Below are 18,488 nucleotides of genomic sequence, written 5' to 3' on the forward strand. Positions count from 1 at the left end.
AGTCTAGGGCGCGGGCGCGTGCTGCCTGCCCTCGGCCATGAAGCCGTCGACGAGCTCGACGAGGTAGTCGGGGTCGAACGGTTTGGGGATGAACGCGTCGAGCCCGGCGGCCGTGGCCTGCACCCGGTCGTGCTGCTGCACCGACGCCGTGACCATGAGCACCGGCACGTGGTCGAACCTGTGGTCGGCGCGGATCTGGCTGATCGCCCACCACCCGTCGCGCGGCTCCATCTGCGCGTCGAGGATGACCACGCCCGGCAGCTCGGCGCCGTCGTCCCACAGGCGGGTCAGCAGCTGTTCGCCGTCGCAGACCTCCTCCACGGTGTAGCCGTCGAGCTCGAGGTTCACCCGGATCAACCGCCGAATGGGCTCGGTGTCATCACACACGAGCACCAGGCCCCCTCCGCGTTCCATGTTTCCCACCCTAGGCTGCTAATGTCCTCCGGGCGCAGGTTGCTGCGCTCGTGTTGGCCCCCGTAGCTCAGGGGATAGAGCACCGCCCTCCGGAGGCGGGAGCGCAGGTTCGAATCCTGCCGGGGGCACTTTCCGTGCCACGCGCCCTAGTGGCGCCGTCGACACGCTGGGAAACGGCCCTTCGCCGCGCCCCCAACGGCGATTTCCCAGCGCGTCGTCGTCCACCTGTGGATGACCGCGCAGTCGCTTCGCTCCTCGCGGACAGGCTGGCGGTATGCCGCGTGTGCCGCTCCCCGACCAGCTCACCTCTCGCGCGTTCACCACGTCCGAGGCCCTCGGGCTCGAGGTGGGCACCAAGCGGCTGCGCGGCAGCGACCTGAGCCGGCCGTTCCACGGAGTGCGCACCGCAGCCGCGCCAGAGGACGTCGTCACCCTGGCTCGTGCGGCGCAACTGGTTCTGCCCGGCGACGACGTCGCCTTCTCGCACTGCACCTCGGCGGCGCTCCACGGCCTGCCCCTGCCCTCGGTCCGCGAGCACCTCGCACCCGTGCACGTCATGCGCAAGACCGGGAGGCACCGCACCCTCCGCGCCGAGTGCATCCCCCACCGCGGCCTCGAGGCGAGGAAGACCGAGACCGTCAAGGGTCTGCCCGTCGTGGGCATGGCCGACACCTGGTGCGACCTCGGCCCGCTTCTCGGGCACGACGACCTCGTGGTGCTCGGTGACCAGGTGGCGAGGCGGCTGAGCTCCGTCGAGCCCCTGCGCGCCGCCCTGGCCACCCGGGTGCGCCCCCGCGGCGGGGTTCGACTGCGGGAGGCACTTCGCTGGATCCGCCTCGGGTCGGCCTCCCCGATGGAGACGCGCACCCGCCTGTTGTTCGTGCGGGCCGGGCTGCCCGAGCCGGAGCTCAACGCCAAGGTGGTGCACCCTGACGGCGGGTTCCTCTGCTGGGCCGACTTCTACTGGCGCGAGCAGAGGGTCATCGGTGAGTACCAGGGAGCCGACCACTTCGGCAGCTTCGACCGAGGCGATGACGACATCTCCCGACGGCTGCTGGCCGAGGACTCCGACCACAAGTACATCGAGGTGACGAAGAAGGACTTCTTCAACGCCGGTCGGCGACACGCGATGCTGAGCAGGTTCGCCCACTTCCTCGGCGTCGACACGCTGGCATTTCGCCCTTCGCAGTCCATCGAGGGACCGTTTCCCAGCGTGTCGACGGTATGCCGGGGGCGGCGGTGAGGCGGGTCAGCGCTGGGAGGCGTCGGTGACCTCGCCCACGAGCTCCTCGAGCACGTCCTCGAGGAAGACGACCCCGAGGTCGCGACCCTCGTCGTCGACGACCCGGGCCAGGTGCGCACCGGTCAGCTGCATGGTGGCCAGCACCTCCTCGACCTCGTCGGCGGGCCGCACCGTCGCGAGCTTGCGCACCCGCTTCACCGGCACGGGCAGGTGGCGCTCGACCTCGTCGGCATACAGCACGTCCTTGAGGTGCAGGTAACCGGTGAGGCCCCCCGAGGCGTCGACCATGGGGTAGCGCGAGAAGCCCTTCTTGGCGACCAGGCGCTCGACGTCGTCGGGCGTGGCGGTCAGCGGCAGGGTGACCAGCGAGTCGAGGGGCACCGCCACGTCGATGGCGTCCTTGTCGCTGAACTCCAGCGCCGCGCCGACGAGCCCGTGCTGCTCCGCCTCGATGAGGCCCTCGCGGCGCGACTCGGTGACGATGTGGTGCACCTCCTCGGCGGTGAAGGCCGAGGTCACCTCGTCCTTGGGCTCGACCCGCATCAGCCGCACGATCGCCTTGGAGGCGCGGTCCATGACCCAGATGACCGGCCCGAGCACCTTGGTGACGTAGAGCAGCACGGGCACCAGCAGCATCGCCGACCGCTCGGGCCCGGCGATGGCGATGTTCTTGGGGATCATCTCGCCGATGACCACGTGCAGGTAGACGACGACCAGCAGGGCCAGCGCGAGCGAGACGCCGTCGGTGAAGGCGGGCGGCACCCCGATCCGTTCCATCACCGGCTCGAGCGCGTGGTGCAGCGCGGCCTCGGAGATGGCGCCGAGCAGCACCGAGCACACCGTGATGCCGAGCTGGGCGCACGCCAGCAGCACGCCCATGCGCTCCATGGCGTCGATGCAGATCTGGGCGCGCCGGCTGCCCTGCTCGGCCAGCGGCTCGAGCTGCGAGCGCCGGGCGGCCATCGCCGCGAACTCGGCGCCGACGAAGAAGGCGTTGACCAGCAGGAGCAGGATGGTGACCCAGACGGCCGCGTTCATCGGGTGCCACCCTCGGACGCCCCGTCGGCCGCGGCGCCGGGCTCGCCCACCGGCGTGAACCGCAGCCGGTCGACCCGCATCCCGTCCATCGCGACGACGCTGACCTCCCAGCCGGGCATCGAGACGGTGTCGCCCACGACAGGCACCCGCCCGAGCTCGGCCATCACCCAGCCGCCCGTGGTCTCGTATGCCGGCCCCTCGGGCACCGGGGCGCCGAGCCTCTCGAGCACCTCGTCGGGGCGCCACAGGCCGGGCACCGTCCAGGAGCCGTCGGTCATCTCGCGGCCGGTGGTGCGGAAGCGGTCGTGCTCGTCGCTCACCTCGCCGACGATCTCCTCGACGACGTCCTCGAGGGTGACCACGCCGGCGGTCCCGCCGTACTCGTCGACCACGATGGCCAGCTGCAGGCCGGACTCGCGCAGCAGGAGCAGCAGCGGGTCGAGCCGGATCGTCTCGGGCACCAGCAGCGGGGGCACCATGAGCGCCGAGACCGGCACGTCGGCCCGGCGGTCGTGCGGCACGGCGATCGCGCGCTTGACGTGCACGATGCCGTCGATGTCGTCCCAGTCCTCCCCCACCACGGGGAAGCGGGAGTGCCCGGTGCGACGGGCGAGGACCAGCACGTCCTCGGCGGTCGCGGTCCGCTCGATGGCGGTGGCCCGGGCGCGGGGGCTCATGACGTCGGCCGCCGTCTGCTCGCCGAACCCGAGCGAGCGGGTCACCAGCCGGGCCGTGCCGACGTCGAGGGTGCCGGCCGCGGCCGAGGTGCGCACCAGCGAGGCCAGCTCCTGCGGGCTGCGGGCCGCCGAGAGCTCCTCCTGCGGCTCGATGCCGATGCGCCGCAGGAACCAGTTCGCCGAGCCGTTCAGCACCGAGATCAGGGGCTTGGCCGCGGTCGTGAAGACGCGCACGGGCATCGCCACCACCCGGGCGGTGGCCAGCGGCACCGAGATGCCGAGCACCTTGGGCACCATCTCGCCGACGATCATCGAGAAGAGCGTCGCGATCACCATGGCGAGCACGGCCGCCACCGAGTCGACCGCCGAGCCCTCGAGCCCGAGGGCCGTCAGCGGCCCCTGCAGCAGGGCGCCGATCGAGGGGTTGGCGATGAAGCCCAGCACCAGAGTGGTCAGCGTGATGCCCACCTGGCAGGCCGACAGCTGCGTGGACAGGTTGCGCAGCGAGGCCAGCACCGAGGGGGCCCGGCGGTCACCGGCGTCGACGGCCCTCTGCACGGTGGGGCGGTCCAGCGCCACGAGGGAGAACTCCGCCGCGACGAAGATCGCGGTGCCGACGGTCAGTGCGACGCCGGCAAGGACGAGTAACCACTCGGTCATAGTGCGGCCATCCTAGGGGCGGCAGGCGTGGCGGCCGCCGCCGATGCGCGTCCGGGCCCCGACCCTCGCCGTCGACACGCTGGGAAACCGCCCTTCGCCGAGATTGGAAGGACCGTTTCCCAGCGTGTCGACGGGGCCAGGGCGGGTGGGTATGCCGCGTGGCCGCCTGCCGCCGGCGACGCGCCGGGGGGGTGGCCGGGGGGTGGCGGGGGGTGGCGGGACAAACCCCGTTGACCCTGACGTGGGGTCGGTTGGGAGGATGTGGCTCATGAGACTTCAGCCGGGGGCAGCATGAAGACCGCCAGGACCAGCCCGTCCACACCAGCCACGCCGACGCCGGCGAGCCAGCGGGGCGCGCGCATCGAGGTGCACGACCTGACCAAGCGCTTCGGCGACTTCACGGCCGTCGACAACCTGTCGTTCTCGGTCGAGCCCGGCCGCATCACGGGCTTCCTCGGGCCCAACGGCGCCGGCAAGACGACGACACTGCGCATGCTGCTCGGCCTCATCAAGCCGACCGCGGGCACCGCGACCATCGGCGGCCGCCGCTACCACGACATCGAGGAGCCGATGCGCATGGTCGGTTCCGCGCTCGAGGCGACCAACTTCCACCCCGGCCGCACCGGACGCGACCACCTCATGGTGCTGGCCGACACCGCCGGCGTCAGCGCCGCGCGCGTCGACGAGATGCTCGAGCTGGTCGGCATCCCGGCGGCCGCCCGCAAGCGCGCCGGCGGCTACTCGATGGGCATGCGGCAGCGCCTCGGCCTGGCCGCCGCCATGCTCGGCGACCCGCAGGTGCTGATCCTCGACGAGCCGGCCAACGGCCTCGACCCCGAGGGCATCCGCTGGCTGCGCGGCTTCCTGCGTCACCTCGCCGCCCAGGGGAAGACGATCCTCATCTCGAGCCACATGCTCCAGGAGGTGGAGCAGACGGTCGACGACGTCGTCATCATCACCAACGGCAAGCTCGTCAGCCAGGGCGCGATGACCGAGCTGCACGGCGAGCCGCGCGCGCTGGTGCGCACCTCCGACGCCGCCGCGCTGGCCGGGGCCCTGCGGGTCGCCGACGTCACCAGCACCGAGGACGGCACGGGCGCCCTGGTCGCCGACACCGGCGACCTGCGGCTCATCGGTGACGTCGCCCTCAGGGCGGGGCTGCCGGTCTACGAGCTCCACGGCATACAGAACGACCTCGAGCAGCTGTTCTTCGCGCTCACCGAGAACACCAACCGCAACCTCGGCCAGCCTGCGCCGAGCGAGCGAGACGCGATCGCCGCGCAGGAAGGGGCCAACGGATGAGCGCCGCCATCAGGGCCGAGTTCCGCAAGTTCTTCACCACCCGCCTGTGGTGGGGCATGGCCATCGCGATCTTCGTGTCGGGCATCCTCTTCGCGCTGCTCTTCGGCTTCCTGCTCACCGGCGAGGAGGCCACCGGCGGCGCCGGACCGGGCGGCATACCCACGGGCACCGACGAGCAGATCGTGGGCTCGGTCTACACCGGCGGCCTCGGCGTCGGCTACCTGCTGACCCTGACCATCGGCGTGCTCCAGATCGGCAGCGAGTACCGGCACAAGACCATCACCGCCACGTTCCTGGGCGTCCCGAAGCGCGCCAAGGTCATGCTCGCCAAGGTGATCGCCCTCCTCGGGCTCGGCGCGCTCTACGGCCTGATCTCGCTCGCCGGGTCGGTCATCACCGGCGCGATCGTGCTCAACGCGCGCGGGTTCGACCCGTTCCCGAGCACCGAGATCGTGCGCACCCTGGCGCTGAGCCTGCTCGTGCTCGGCCTGTGGGGGCTCATCGGCCTGGGCGCCGGAATCCTCATCCCCAACCAGGTGGCGGCCCTGCTCATCGCGGTCGGCGTGGCCTGGATCGTCGAGCCACTGCTCGGGTTCGCGCTGACCTTCTGGGACTGGGGCGCGGAGAACATCGCCAAGTTCCTGCCCAGCTCGGCCACCAACGCCATGATCAACGCGGTGACCTCCGAGAACGAGGTGCGCCTGGAGTGGTGGGGCGGCGCCCTGGTGCTGGCGCTGTATGCCGCGGTGCTGGCCGGCGTGGGCAGCTGGCGGACCGTGCGGGCCGACATCAGCTAGGGACGTCCGGCCAGGGCCCAAAGGGGCGCGCCTCCACCTCGTCGACACGCTGGAAAACGGCCCCTGCCGGACCGTCGAAGGACCGTTTTCCAGCGTGTCGTCGCGCACTGGGGACCCCCTACAGACAGGTGCCGGGCCGCTGGGGCGGGCGACGCGTGACGGCGATAGGCTGGGCCTACCCGTTTGCTCGTCATTGTCGACGCTATGAAAGAGGCGTATCCGCCGTGCCAGACCAGTCTCCGACCAACGACCCCATGGCGGCCTTCGGCCCCAACGAGTGGCTCGTGGACGAGCTGTACCAGCAGTACCTGAAGGACAAGAACTCCGTGGACCGCGCCTGGTGGGAGTTCTTCGAGGACTACCGCCCCGGCGAGGCCGGTCCCAACGGCACGAACGGCACGACGGCCGGCGCCGCGACGGCAGCCCCGGGTGCTCCGTCGCAGGCCGCGGACGGCACCGCGAGCGCCCCGGCCACCGTGCAGAAGCAGGCCGCCACCACCGACAAGCCTGACGCGAAGTCCGACAAGGCCGTCGCCGACAAGCCCGAGGACAAGGAGGCCGCAGTGGGCGGCCAGACCGCCGCGGCCAAGGTCGCTCCCCCGCGCGAGCAGACCCAGCCTGCCCCAGCCGCCCCCGCCCAGGAGCCGCCCAAGCCGCGCGAGCCCGCCGGCCTGAAGTCGACCGGCCCGGTCAACGAGAACGAGGTCAGGCCCCTGCGCGGCGCCTCGGCCCGCACCGTCACCAACATGGAGTCCTCGCTCCAGGTGCCGACCGCCACCAGCGTGCGCGCCGTGCCGGCCAAGCTGCTGATCGACAACCGCGTCGTCATCAACAACCACCTCAAGCGCTCCCGCGGCGGCAAGGTCTCCTTCACCCACCTCATCGGCTACGCCCTGGTGAAGGCCCTGCAGGTCATGCCGGAGATGAACAACGGCTACACCACCGACGAGAAGGGCAAGCCCGCCCTGCTCGTGCCGGCGCACGTCAACCTCGGCCTGGCGATCGACCTCGCCAAGGAGGACGGCACCCGCCAGCTGCTCGTGCCCAGCATCAAGTCGGCCGAGGCGATGGACTTCGCCCACTTCTGGACGGCATACGAGGACGTCGTCCGCAAGGCGCGCAACGGCAAGCTGACGGTCGAGGACTTCCAGGGAACCACCATCTCCCTGACCAACCCGGGCACCATCGGCACGGTGCACTCGGTGCCGCGCCTCATGTCCGGCCAGGGCGCCATCATCGGCGTCGGCTCGCTCGACTACCCGGCCGAGTGGCAGGGCGCGAGCCAGGAGACCCTCAACCGCAACGCCGTCTCCAAGATCCTCACGCTGACGAGCACCTACGACCACCGGATCATCCAGGGCGCCCAGTCCGGCGACTTCCTGCGCATCGTCAACGCCCTGCTGCTCGGCGAGAACGGCTTCTACGACGAGGTCTTCGAGAGCCTGCGCATCCCCTACGAGCCGGTGCGCTGGGTGCAGGACATCTCCGCCCACCACGACGACGACGTCAACAAGACGGCGCGCGTGCAGGAGCTCATCCACGCCTACCGCGTGCGCGGCCACCTGATGGCCGACACCGACCCACTCGAGTACCGCCAGCGCCGCCACCCCGACCTCGACGTCACCAGCCACGGCCTGACCCTGTGGGACCTCGAGCGCGACTTCGCCACCGGCGGCTTCGGCGGCGACTCGATGCTCAAGCTCCGCAAGATCCTCGGCATCCTGCGCGACTCCTACTGCCGCACCATCGGCACGGAGTACATGCACATCCAGGACCCCGAGCAGCGCGAGTGGATCCAGGCCAAGATCGAGGTCGGCTTCACCAAGCCCACGCCCGACGAGCAGTTGCGGATCCTGCGCAAGCTCAACGCCGCCGAGGCGTTCGAGACCTTCCTGCAGACCAAGTTCGTCGGCCAGAAGCGCTTCTCCCTCGAGGGCGGCGAGTCGGTCATCGCGCTGCTCGACCGCATCCTGTGCCGGGCCGCGTCCGACAAGATGGACGAGGTCTGCATCGGTATGCCGCACCGCGGCCGCCTCAACGTCCTCGCCAACATCGCGGGCAAGTCCTACGGACAGATCTTCCGCGAGTTCGAGGGCAAGCAGGACCCCCGCTCGGTGCAGGGTTCCGGTGACGTGAAGTACCACCTCGGCACCGAGGGCGAGTTCCACGCCGAGGACGGCAGCAAGACCAAGGTCTACCTCGCCGCGAACCCGAGCCACCTCGAGGCGGTCAACCCGGTGCTCGAGGGCATCGCCCGCGCCAAGCAGGACCGGCTCGACCTCGCCGGCGAGGCCTTCACCGTGCTGCCCGTGCTGCTGCACGGCGACGCGGCGTTCGCCGGCCAGGGCGTGGTCGCCGAGACCCTGAACCTCAGCCAGCTGCGCGGCTACCGCACCGGCGGCACGATCCACGTCGTCATCAACAACCAGGTCGGCTTCACGACGAGCCCGAGCAGCTCGCGGTCCTCGACCTACTCCACCGACGTGGCCCGGATGATCCAGGCGCCGATCTTCCACGTGAACGGCGACGACCCCGAGGCCTGCGTGCGGGTGGCCGAGCTCGCCTACGAGTTCCGCCAGGAGTTCAACAAGGACGTCGTCATCGACATGGTGTGCTACCGCCGCCGCGGTCACAACGAGGGCGACGACCCGTCGATGACGCAGCCGCTGATGTACAACCTCATCGAGGCCAAGCGCAGCGTCCGCAAGCTCTACACCGAGGCCCTCATCGGCCGCGGCGACATCTCGGTCGAGGACGCCGAGGCCGCGCTGCGCGACTACCAGCAGCAGCTCGAGCGGGTCTTCATCGAGACCAAGGAGGCAATCAAGGAGGCCGCCGCCGGTCACGACGGGCAGGCCGACCCCACCCTGGCCGGCACCGACGTCGAGGGCCACTCCGGTCTCGAGCCGCCGACCGCGCAGGCCACCGACCAGGCCACCCGCTCTGCCACCGACACCGCTGTGCCCCGCGAGGAGCTCGAGCACATCGGCGACGCGTTCACCAACATGCCCGAGGGCTTCACGATCCACCCGAAGCTCAAGCAGGCCATGGAGAAGCGCGCGCAGTCGGTGCGCGAGGGCGGCATCGACTGGGCGACCGGCGAGCTGCTCGCGTTCGGCACCCTGCTCAAGGAGGGCACGCCGGTGCGCCTCGCCGGGCAGGACTCCCGCCGTGGCACGTTCGTCCAGCGCCACGCGGTGCTCATCGACAAGGTGACCGCCGAGGAGTGGACCCCGCTGCTCTACCTCGGCGAGGGCCAGGCCCGCTTCTGGGTCTACGACTCGCTGCTGTCCGAGTACGCCGCGATGGGCTTCGAGTACGGCTACTCCGTCGAGCGGCCCGACGCGCTGGTGCTGTGGGAGGCGCAGTTCGGCGACTTCTTCAACGGCGCGCAGACCATCGTCGACGAGTTCATCTCCTCGGGCGAGCAGAAGTGGGGCCAGCGCTCCTCCGTGGTGCTGCTGCTGCCGCACGGCTACGAGGGCCAGGGTCCCGACCACTCCTCCGCGCGCATCGAGCGGTTCCTCACGATGTTCGCCGAGGACAACATGACGATCGCCTACCCGTCGACCCCGGCGAGCTACTTCCACCTGCTGCGTCGTCAGGCCTACGCCCGCCCGCGCCGGCCGCTCATCGTCTTCACCCCGAAGTCGATGCTGCGCCTGAAGGCGGCGGCGAGCGCGCCCGAGGACTTCACCTCGGGCACGTTCCGGCCGGTGCTGGCCGACCGCCACGAGCTCGACGGCAACAGCGTGACCCGGGTGCTGCTCGCCAGCGGCAAGGTCGTCTACGACCTCGAGGCCGCCCGCGAGAAGGCCGGCGACACCCAGACGGCCATCGTGCGGGTCGAGCAGCTGGCTCCGCTGCCGGCGCACGACATCGCCCACGAGCTGCGCAAGTACCCGAACGCCGACGTCGTGTGGGTGCAGGACGAGCCGCAGAACCAGGGCGCCTGGCCGTTCATGGCGCTCAACCTGCCGGGCATGCTGCTCGAGTTCGGTGAGCAGCGTCCGCTGCGGGTGGTCTCGCGCCGGGCCTCGGCCTCGCCGGCCACCGGCTCGACCAAGAAGCACCAGGCCGAGCAGCAGGAGCTGGTCGAGGCGGCCTTCCGCCGCTGAGCCGCAGCGACTTCGCATGACGGAGGAGCGCCGATCCGGTCGACCTGACCGGATCGGCGCTCCTCGTGCATACAACGTCGGGTATGCCGTGGGGCTGGCTGAGGTGCCCCGCTCCCCCTAGGGTCCAAGGGTGCCCACCGCGACGAAGCGCACCCAGCAGATCATCGACGTGATGGGCGACGCCTTCGCCCCGCTGATGAAGGCCGACCCGCTGGCGTTCCGCACCAAGTTCCGCAAGATGGCCAAGGACCCGCACGCGTTCTACCGCGGCTCGGCCTGCCTCTTCTACGCCGACGTGACGGCCGAGAAGGACGCCTACGCCGACGAGCAGAGCAGCCGCATCTGGATCCACGGCGACCTGCACGCCGAGAACTTCGGCACCTACCTCAACTCCGACGGCCGGCTCGTCTTCGACGTCAACGACTTCGACGAGGCCTACATCGGCCACTACACGTGGGACCTCAAGCGGTTCGCGGCCAGCCTGGCCCTGCTCGGGTGGCAGAAGGCCCTCCCCGAGGCCGAGGTGCGCAGGCTGGTCGCCCGCTACGTGCGCGCCTACCTCGCCCAGCTCAACCACTACCTGCACCACGACGACGACCAGGACTTCGCGCTGCGGCTCGACAACACCCACGGGCCGGTGCAGGAGGCGCTGATGACCGCGCGCACCATGCGCCGCGCCGACCTGCTCGACAAGCTGACCATCAAGGACAGCGCGCAGCGGTTCTTCCGCTCCGGGCCGACCGTGCGCCAGCTGACCCGGCCCGAGCGGCGGCGCGTGGTCAAGGCATTCGAGGGCTACCTCGAGACCATCCCCGACAACAAGAAGTTCGACCGGGCGCTGTTCTACGACCTGGTCGACGCCGTGGGCACCTCGGGGCTCGGCATCGGCAGCGCCGGGCTGCCGGCATACAGCCTGCTCGTCGAGGGCTACAGCCAGGCGCTCGACAACGACGTGGTGCTGTCGATGAAGCAGGCCAACGTGCCGGCGGTGAGCCGGTTCGTCGACAGCGCCGAGGTCGACGCGCAGTTCGAGCACGAGGCGCACCGCACGGTGATCAGCCAGCGCGCGCTGCAGGCGCACACCGACCCGCTGCTCGGCTGGACCACCCTCGACGGCGTCGGCTACGTCATCTCGGAGGTCTCGCCCTACGAGGTCGACCTCGACTGGGGCGCCCTGACCGAGCCGCCCGAGATCGCCGCGGTGGTCGACCTGCTCGGCCGGGCCACGGCCAAGATCCACTGTGCCTCCGACGAGGACAGCGACCAGGACGTCGTCGACTTCCAGGTGGAGCACGCCATCGCCGGGTCGCTGGAGGGCCGCCGGCGGCAGTTCACCGACGACGTCGTCGAGTTCGGCGTCAGCTACGCGCAGAGGGCGCGCGACGACTACCGGCTGTTCGTGGAGGCCTTCCGCGAGAACAAGATCGGCGTCTCAGCCACCTAGCCCCATCGCCGGGTGCCTCCGCCCGTTCGAGGTAAAAACGCCGGGAAACACCGGCGTTTTTACCTCGACCGGGAGGCGGTCAGGCCGAGATCTGCAGCCAGTCGTACCAGCCGTTGTGCAGCACCAGCCAGGCGATGAGGCCGTAGCCGGCCTGGCCCGGGTGCCCGGCCACCTTGCTGGCGGCGAGGTCGGACTGCCACTGCTCGTGGCCCATCAGCGGGCGGAAGCAGTCGACGAACGGCACCCCGCGCCGTGCGCACACGTCGGCCTGCGCCTCGACGAGCACCTCGAGCTTGTGGTTGAGGTCGGGGTCGCTCGCCGGCGGCGGGCTGACCACGAAGGTGCCGATGCCGGCGCTGGCGGCGTCGTCGAGGATGTTGGCGAGGTTGAGCCGGTGCCGGGCGAGGGTCATGCCCTTGGCCGCGTCGTTGCCGCCGACCGAGACCACGAGCCGCTTCTCGGAGCGGCCGGCCCACCGCGGCGGGCACTCGGTGCGCCACCGGCCCAGCACGTCGGCCGAGGTGTCGCCGCGCACGCCGAGGTTGTAGGCCGTGATGTCGACGTCCGGGTGCTGGGTGCGCCCCACGACCCGCGAGACCCAGCCCTGCCCCTTGGGGTCGCCGACGCCGGCCACGAGCGAGGCGCCGATGAAGATCAGCCCCACGTCTCGGGGGCCGCCGTCGGTCGACACGTGGAACTCGGCGCTCGGGGTGAACTCGGGCTCGGTGCTCAAGGGATCAGTCCTCGTCGTCATCGAGGCGGGCCAGCCAGGTGGCGAGCCGCTCGATGGGGGTCTCGAATTCGGGGTTCAGGTCCACGAAGGTGCGCAGCTGGTCGGCCAGCCACTCCAGGGAGACCTCTTCCTCTCCGCGGCGGGCGGCGAGCTCCTCGATGCCCCGGTCGGTGAAGTACACGCTGGCGAGGTTACCGCGCCCCATCAGGTGACGGAGAGCAGGCTCATCCAATGGCTGCTGTGCGGTGGCGCCGGCCGGAGCCACAGTGGTGCTGCCACCGAGAGGGTCGCCGGAGACGGCGGCACTGCTGGGGTCAGCCCTCTCGGTGGACCAGGGCCGCGACGCGGTCACGGACCTCCTCGCGGGACGGGCCCTGGCCGGTGGTCGACCGGTGGGTGGCCCCCGTCAGCCCGGATCGGGTAGACAGGGGCGACCCACCCGTCGACCACGCAGGGGAACCATTGAGCAACACCGACCAGCTGATCGCCGCCGTCCGCGAGGCCGCCGAGGGCAGCCCCTACGTGGTGCAGGAGAAGCCCTACGGCTTCGACCTGCGCATCGACATCGTCGACGCGCAGTGGTGGACCCTGCTGCGCAAGAGCGGCGTCAAGCGCGTGTTCACCTACGAGGTCCGCACCGACGACCGCGCCAGGAAGATGTCGATCACCGACGTCTCCAACACGGTGCGGTGGAGCGGTGGCGGCGGGGTGTCGAGCGCGCCGAGCCTGCACATGGAGAAGTCGTTCCAGCGCGGCCGCGTCTACCAGTACAGCTTCCAGAAGGAGGTCGGCGTCGACGCCCGCACCGGGCGGGTCGGCACCCCGGTGAGCTACTCGTTCCGTTCCGGCGAGGGCCGCGACCTCATCCGCGACGCCGCCGAGCGCACCGGCTGGACCGAGAAGATGCCGCTGGAGCAGAAGGGCGCGCTCATCTTCGCGGGCTCCATCGTGGCGGTCGGCGCGCTGGTCGGCCTGGTCTTCCTCGCGATGGCGATCGTCGGCTGAGCAGCGGTATGCCGCGTGGCTCGGCCACGCGGCATACCTCTCCCCCCTGTCAGGGTGAGTCTTCGTCGAGGCTGGCGCGCAGCGCCACCAGCCTCTTGAGCGCGGTGGTCGAGCCGAGCTCGCCGGTCCACCACGGCTCGAGGATCTCGCGCATGTAGATGCGCAGCTGCAGGTCGGGGCCGCTCTCGAGCACCTGGTCCTCGACGGGCGCGGGCCGCAGCTGCTCCGGCGGGGCGAAGAACTGCTGGTGGAGGTGCTCGATGGCCGGCGCGGCGGAGGTCCAGTCGTCGACGGGGGGCGGCTCCATGACGGCGCCCTCGGTGGGCTCCGGCTGGGGCACGCGCACCTCGGTGTCGTCGTGGCGGTGCTTCAGCACGGCCGGCACCTTCACGGACGGCTTCTTGAGCCGTTTGCGGGAGGCGTGCCTCTCGACCTCGGCGAGGGCTTCGGCGTCCAGGTGCGCCTGGACCGCAGCGGCCTCCGCTGCGAGCCGCTCCTCCTCGACCGCCCTGCGCTCCTCCTCGGCGACCTTGGCCTGCAGGGCGGCTCTGGTCTCGGGGTCGAACTCCGGCGGCCGGTAGGTGCGGGTGGAGCTGCGGGCGACGGGGCTGCGCCAGCCGTCCGGGTCGACCGAGCCGACCGGTGGCAGGAGCAGCGACGCGATGGACGGCCGCGGCTCGTCAGCGGGCTCGGCCTGGTGGTCCTGGCTCAACGGTGTGGTCGTCACCGTTTCATGGAACGGCTCTTTGGACTCGCCTGACATCGTTTCCCCCCACTCTTTGCCAAGTGCTTACCTGGGAACCCGGACGACCCGGGCAAAGGGTGCGTCAGAGCTGGAGGTCGGCGAGCCGCTTGAGGCGGATCAGCGTCTCGCGCGAGCTGGCCTCACCGAACTGCCAGGGCGAGATGATCTCGGCCATGAGCTCGCGCAGCACGCGGTTGTGCGCGCTCTCCTCGACCGGCGCCGCGGTGGGGCGCGTGCCGAGGCCGCCGCTGCTGTCGAGGTACTCGTTCCAGCGCGGGTCGATCACCGGCTTCTCTGACGAGCTGTTCGGGTTTCGCACGCGGTAAAGGCTAGGTCAACGCCGCAGGTCAGCGGCCGGGTGGCACGGGAACCCGGCGGCAACTCTGGCCGAAAGTACGACCCCTGCGCACCCCTGCGGGGCGCCGGTCAGGAGACGGTGAAGACGACCTTGCCGAACAGCTCGCCGGCGGCCATCTTGGCGAAGCCGTCGCGGGCCTGCTCGAGCGGCATCACCGAGTCGATGACCGGGGCGATGCGCTGCTGCACGACGAACTGGGCGAGCCGCTCGAGCTCCTGGCGGGTGCCCATCGTGGAGCCGATGACGCGCAGCTGGCGGAAGAAGATCTGGGTGAGCTCGGCCTTGGGCGGGGCGTCGCCGGAGGTGGCGCCGCAGATGACGATGGTGCCGCCGGGCTTGAGCGACTTCACCGAGTGCGACCAGGTGGCCGCGCCGACGGTCTCCATGACGGCGTCCACCCGCTCGGGCAGCCGCTCCCCTGCGGCGAACGCTCGGTCGGCGCCGATCTCGAGGGCCTTGGCGCCCTTGGCCTCGTCGCGACTGGTGACCCACATCCGGTAGCCGGCCGCCGCGCCGAGCTGCACCAGCGCGGTGGCGACGCCACCGCCGGCGCCCTGCACCAGCACGGTGGCGCCGGGGGTGAGGCCGGAGTTGGAGAAGAGCATGCGGTAGGCCGTGAGCCAGGCCGTGGAGAGGCAGGCGGCGTGCTCCCACGACAGGCCCTCGGGCTTGGGCACGACGTTCTGCCGGGGAACGAGCACCTTCTGGGCGAGGGTGCCGTCGTGCAGCTCGGAGAGCAGGGTGCGCCTGGGGTCGAGGGTCTCGTCGCCCTGCCAGCCCTCGCTGGGCACGACCGCGTGCACGATGACCTCGTTGCCGTCCTCGTCGACGCCGGCGCCGTCGCAGCCGAGGATCATCGGCAGCCGGTCGGCGGGCAGGCCGACGCCCATGAGCGAGAACAGGTCGTGGTGGTTCAGGCCCGCGGCCCTGAGGGTCACCGTGGTCCAGCCGGGGCGCGGCTCGGGGTCGGGGCGCTCCCCGACCTCGAGGCCCGAGAGCGGGTCGTCCTTGGACTGGCTGGCGGCGTAGACAGCGAGCATGCCCCGACCTTAGGGGACGCCGGAGACGTTCGGCTGAATGGCGTATCGCGTGCTCCAGCCGTCGGCGGACCCGCGACCGTCCCCGAGGCGGTTCACTGAGCCATCTGCGCCGGATCGGGCGGCGGCGCAGGCGAGGGGGCTCGAGATGGACTTTGTGGGACGCCGCGGTGGGGCGCGGAGGCGTTGGCTGGTGCCGGTGACGGCAGCGGCGCTGGTGGTGGGATTGCACGGGCTCTCCCTCGCGCTGCCCGCGGAGGCGCAGATCCTCGGCACGCCGGCCCGCACCTGGGGTGTGGGGCCCGCCGAGACGACGGTGGCCTCGATCGGCAAGCCGCGGGTGCTGGCGATCCTGCCCATCGGCGACCGCATCGTCGTCGGGGGCACGTTCGACACGGTCATCGACCCGGCCGGACGGGAGTACCCCGCGAAGAACATCGCGGTCTTCTCGGCCACGACCGGCGCGGCCGACCTGACCTTCCGGGGCTCCACCAACAACACGGTGACGTCGCTGGCGACCGACGGGGCCGGCACGGTCTTCGTGGGCGGCGACTTCGGCACGGTCAACGGCCAGACCCGCCGGGGCCTGGCCGCCCTGTCGGTGGCCACCGGTGACCTCAGGGCGTGGGCGCCCTCCATCGTCTCGCCCGGGCAGGTCGACGCCCTGGCCTACGCGGGCGGATCGGTCTACGCCGGTGGCAACTTCGCCGGCCTCACCGGCGGCGGCGCCACCTCGAAGGCGTTCCTCGCGAAGGTCAGCGCGTCCACGGGCGCGGTCGACGCCTCGTGGGCGCCGGCGCCCAACGACCGGGTGCGCACCCTCAACGTCGCGGCCGACGGCTCCGGCCGGCTCTTCGCCGGCGGCGACTTCACCGCCGTGTCGGCCAAGTCGAGCACCAACAAGATCGCCGCGGTGTTCCTCGGCGGCGCCGGGGCGGTCGACACCGCCTTCCGGGCCGGCCCGGCCAACTCCGGCAGCTACTCCCCGGTCTTCGACCTCACCTCTGACGCGAGTCGGGTGTATGCCGCGGCCGCCGGCGGCGGGGGCGCGTGCACCGCCCTGAGCACCACCACCGGCGCCACCCTGTGGAGCGACCGCTCCAACGGCAACCTGCAGTCGGTGCGCCTGCACGGCGGCCTGCTCTACTGCGCCGGGCACTTCAGCGGCACCGGCTCGTTCATGGGGCAGACCCGCTACAAGATCGCCGCGGTGGTGCCGAGCACCGGTGCGCTCACGGCGTTCGCCCCCAAGATCAACAGCTCGCAGGGGCCGTGGGCGCTGGCGACCGACGCCACGCGGGTCTACATCGGCGGCGACTTCAGCACGATCTCGCGGGTGGCGCAGCCGCACTTCGCGATGTTCATCGACTCCGCGGCCCAGACGGCGCCGCAGCGGCCCGCCTCGCTGACCGCCCAGGCGTCCAACGCCAAGGTGAACCTGTCGTGGGGGCCGCCGTCGAGCGACGGTGGGTCGGGGCTGCAGAAGTACAAGGTCTACCGGGCGACGAGCCCCGGCGGGCACAACCTGGGCGGCTCGCCGCTGGCGACGCTGTCGAAGACCACGATGACCTACGCCGACACGAGCGTCACCAACGGGGTCACCTACTACTACGTGGTGGTGGCCACCAACGCCGTCGGCTCGAGCGCGCCGTCGGTGCAGGTCGCCGCGACGCCGAGCTCGACGGCGGTCGTGACCAAGCCCGGGGCGCCGACCGGGCTCACGGCGACGCCCCAGCCGGGGGCGATCCGCCTCGCGTGGAACCCGCCCAGCGACACGGGCGGGGCGAGCATCACGTCCTACCGGGTCTACCGGGGCCCGGCGGGTGGGCAGATCAACCTGACGACGCCGGTCGCGACGACCTCGTCGACGATGGTGGACGACACCTCCGGCCTCACCGCGGGCTCGAGCTACTCCTACGTGGTCAAGGCGGTCAACCAGGCCGGTGAGGGTGCGGCCTCGACGACCTCGACCGCAACGGCCATGGCCGGCACGCCCGGCGAGCCGGTGCTCACCGGCTCGCTCGGGGCCGGCCCCTCCGCGGTGCTGAAGTGGACGGTCCCGCCGAACGGCGGCTCGCCGATCACCAAGTACGTCATCCTCAAGGACGCGGTGCGGCTGGTCAGCCTGTCGGCGACGGTCACCGGCCCGACCACCTACACCGACACGACGCTGGCGTCGAAGACGAGCGCGGTCTACCAGGTCAAGGCGGTCAACGACATCGGCAGCGGCCCGCTCTCGGCAAAGGTGACCGTCACCGCTCCATAGCTGGCCCGCAGCCCCGTGTTTCACCCTTCTGAGTGAGGCGCTCGACGCCCCGCTGCCGCAGCGTTGCCCGGGGAGGCGGCCGTGCCTCTCCGACGGACTTCGAGGGAAGGACTTCCCGTGACCACGAAGAGCGACTTCACCGACGACGAATGGTCGCGGATCGTGCGGGCGCCCATGGTCGCCGGCATGGCGATCTCGCTCGCCGACCCCGGCGGACCCATCGAGGCGGCGAAGGAGTCGATGGCGGCGATGAAGAGCGCGACGAACCCTCCGAGCCGTGAGCAGCTCCTGGCCGAGGTGGCGCTCGAGGTTCAGGCGATGACGCAGCAGCGGCAGAACCCCCTCAGCGGTTTCCGCCCCACCGCGCAGGGCAGCCCGCCCGGTGAGCAGGTGCTCGACGAGCTGCGCGCGGTGCAGGCGGTCGTGGCGGCCAAGGCCACCCCCGACGAGGCGGCAGCCTTCGGGCGCTGGTTGGTCGCCTCGGCGCAGGGCGCTGCCGACGCCGCCAAGGAGGGCGGGTTCATGGGGTTCGGCGCGGAGCAGGTCAGCCAGCGCGAGCAGGCCATGCTCGACCAGGTGCGTGAGGCCGTGTCCGGAGCGGACCCGGCGTCACCGCCTCAGTGACACAGATCTCCGGCGAACCGGTGAGGT

Annotated in this window: 16 protein-coding genes and 1 tRNA gene; 9 read left to right on the top strand and 8 right to left on the bottom strand. The window is 71.3% G+C overall.

Annotated features, from left to right (window positions below; genetic code table 11):
• Positions 1-3 precede the first annotated feature (3 nt).
• The gene (locus P0Y31_RS17235) at positions 4-414 is read right to left on the bottom strand and encodes a response regulator (RefSeq protein ID WP_275871641.1); all 411 of its coding nucleotides are present in this window, start codon (positions 412-414) and stop codon (positions 4-6) included.
• A 56-nt stretch (positions 415-470) separates the two neighbouring features.
• Here P0Y31_RS17235 and P0Y31_RS17240 point away from each other — a divergent pair.
• Together P0Y31_RS17240 and P0Y31_RS17245 are read left to right on the top strand one after the other, a co-directional pair.
• A tRNA-Arg gene (locus tag P0Y31_RS17240) sits at positions 471-542 on the top strand.
• A gap of 146 nt (positions 543-688) precedes the next feature.
• Entirely contained in the window at positions 689-1,657 is a 969-nt protein-coding gene (locus tag P0Y31_RS17245; RefSeq protein WP_275871643.1) for a hypothetical protein, read from the top strand.
• A gap of 6 nt (positions 1,658-1,663) precedes the next feature.
• Here P0Y31_RS17245 and P0Y31_RS17250 read toward each other — a convergent pair whose 3' ends face one another.
• Entirely contained in the window at positions 1,664-2,695 is a 1,032-nt protein-coding gene (locus tag P0Y31_RS17250; RefSeq protein ID WP_275871645.1) for a hemolysin family protein, read from the bottom strand.
• Positions 2,692-4,032, bottom strand: a complete 1,341-nt coding sequence (locus P0Y31_RS17255; RefSeq protein ID WP_275871646.1) for a hemolysin family protein — start codon at positions 4,030-4,032, stop codon at positions 2,692-2,694. Before P0Y31_RS17255 ends, P0Y31_RS17250 begins: the two co-directional genes overlap by 4 nt.
• Positions 4,033-4,323: 291 nt before the next feature.
• On the opposite strand from P0Y31_RS17255, the gene P0Y31_RS17260 reads away from it, so the two are divergent.
• The 4 genes from P0Y31_RS17260 (at position 4,324) to P0Y31_RS17275 (ending at position 11,693) form a co-directional block, all read left to right on the top strand.
• On the top strand, positions 4,324-5,334 hold the full coding sequence (locus tag P0Y31_RS17260; protein ID WP_275871648.1) for an ABC transporter ATP-binding protein: 1,011 nt from the start codon (positions 4,324-4,326) through the stop codon (positions 5,332-5,334).
• Positions 5,331-6,131, top strand: a complete 801-nt coding sequence (locus tag P0Y31_RS17265) for an ABC transporter permease subunit (RefSeq protein ID WP_275871650.1) — start codon at positions 5,331-5,333, stop codon at positions 6,129-6,131. The genes P0Y31_RS17260 and P0Y31_RS17265 overlap by 4 nt, the downstream gene beginning before the upstream one ends.
• A 224-nt stretch (positions 6,132-6,355) precedes the next feature.
• A complete protein-coding gene (locus P0Y31_RS17270; protein WP_275871652.1) occupies positions 6,356-10,249 on the top strand; it encodes a multifunctional oxoglutarate decarboxylase/oxoglutarate dehydrogenase thiamine pyrophosphate-binding subunit/dihydrolipoyllysine-residue succinyltransferase subunit in 3,894 nt (1,297 codons plus the stop codon).
• Positions 10,250-10,379: 130 nt separating this feature from the next.
• The gene (locus P0Y31_RS17275; protein WP_275871654.1) at positions 10,380-11,693 is read left to right on the top strand and encodes a DUF2252 domain-containing protein; all 1,314 of its coding nucleotides are present in this window, start codon (positions 10,380-10,382) and stop codon (positions 11,691-11,693) included.
• A 79-nt stretch (positions 11,694-11,772) separates the two neighbouring features.
• Here the strand turns inward: P0Y31_RS17275 and P0Y31_RS17280 are convergent, their stop codons facing one another.
• Both P0Y31_RS17280 and P0Y31_RS17285 read right to left on the bottom strand, forming a co-directional pair.
• The gene (locus tag P0Y31_RS17280) at positions 11,773-12,447 is read right to left on the bottom strand and encodes a GDSL-type esterase/lipase family protein (RefSeq protein ID WP_275871655.1); all 675 of its coding nucleotides are present in this window, start codon (positions 12,445-12,447) and stop codon (positions 11,773-11,775) included.
• Positions 12,431-12,607, bottom strand: a complete 177-nt coding sequence (locus tag P0Y31_RS17285) for a DUF6104 family protein (RefSeq protein ID WP_275807270.1) — start codon at positions 12,605-12,607, stop codon at positions 12,431-12,433. Before P0Y31_RS17285 ends, P0Y31_RS17280 begins: the two co-directional genes overlap by 17 nt.
• 281 nt (positions 12,608-12,888) lie before the next feature.
• Between P0Y31_RS17285 and P0Y31_RS17290 the strand changes: the two genes are divergently transcribed.
• Complete coding sequence (locus P0Y31_RS17290; RefSeq protein ID WP_275871656.1) at positions 12,889-13,431, top strand: hypothetical protein; 543 nt, start codon at positions 12,889-12,891, stop codon at positions 13,429-13,431.
• 49 nt (positions 13,432-13,480) lie between these two features.
• Here P0Y31_RS17290 and P0Y31_RS17295 read toward each other — a convergent pair whose 3' ends face one another.
• The 3 genes from P0Y31_RS17295 to P0Y31_RS17305 form a co-directional block, all read right to left on the bottom strand.
• Positions 13,481-14,158 carry a hypothetical protein gene (locus P0Y31_RS17295; protein WP_275871657.1) on the bottom strand — a complete coding sequence of 226 codons (678 nt, stop codon included), beginning with the start codon at positions 14,156-14,158 and terminating at the stop codon, positions 13,481-13,483.
• A 100-nt stretch (positions 14,159-14,258) separates the two neighbouring features.
• Complete coding sequence (locus P0Y31_RS17300; protein ID WP_275871658.1) at positions 14,259-14,495, bottom strand: hypothetical protein; 237 nt, start codon at positions 14,493-14,495, stop codon at positions 14,259-14,261.
• Between the two features lie 107 nt (positions 14,496-14,602).
• Positions 14,603-15,574, bottom strand: coding sequence for a zinc-binding dehydrogenase (locus P0Y31_RS17305; protein WP_275871660.1), 972 nt, complete (start codon positions 15,572-15,574; stop codon positions 14,603-14,605).
• 145 nt (positions 15,575-15,719) lie between these two features.
• On the opposite strand from P0Y31_RS17305, the gene P0Y31_RS17310 reads away from it, so the two are divergent.
• Positions 15,720-17,837 (top strand): fibronectin type III domain-containing protein, encoded by a 2,118-nt coding sequence (locus P0Y31_RS17310; protein WP_275871662.1) that lies wholly within the window; start codon positions 15,720-15,722, stop codon positions 17,835-17,837.
• Between the two features lie 117 nt (positions 17,838-17,954).
• Positions 17,955-18,461 carry a hypothetical protein gene (locus P0Y31_RS17315; protein ID WP_275871664.1) on the top strand — a complete coding sequence of 169 codons (507 nt, stop codon included), beginning with the start codon at positions 17,955-17,957 and terminating at the stop codon, positions 18,459-18,461.
• Positions 18,462-18,488 lie beyond the last annotated feature (27 nt).

This window comes from Knoellia sp. 3-2P3 (assembly GCF_029223115.1).
Taxonomy (GTDB): Bacteria; Actinomycetota; Actinomycetes; order Actinomycetales; family Dermatophilaceae; genus Pedococcus_A.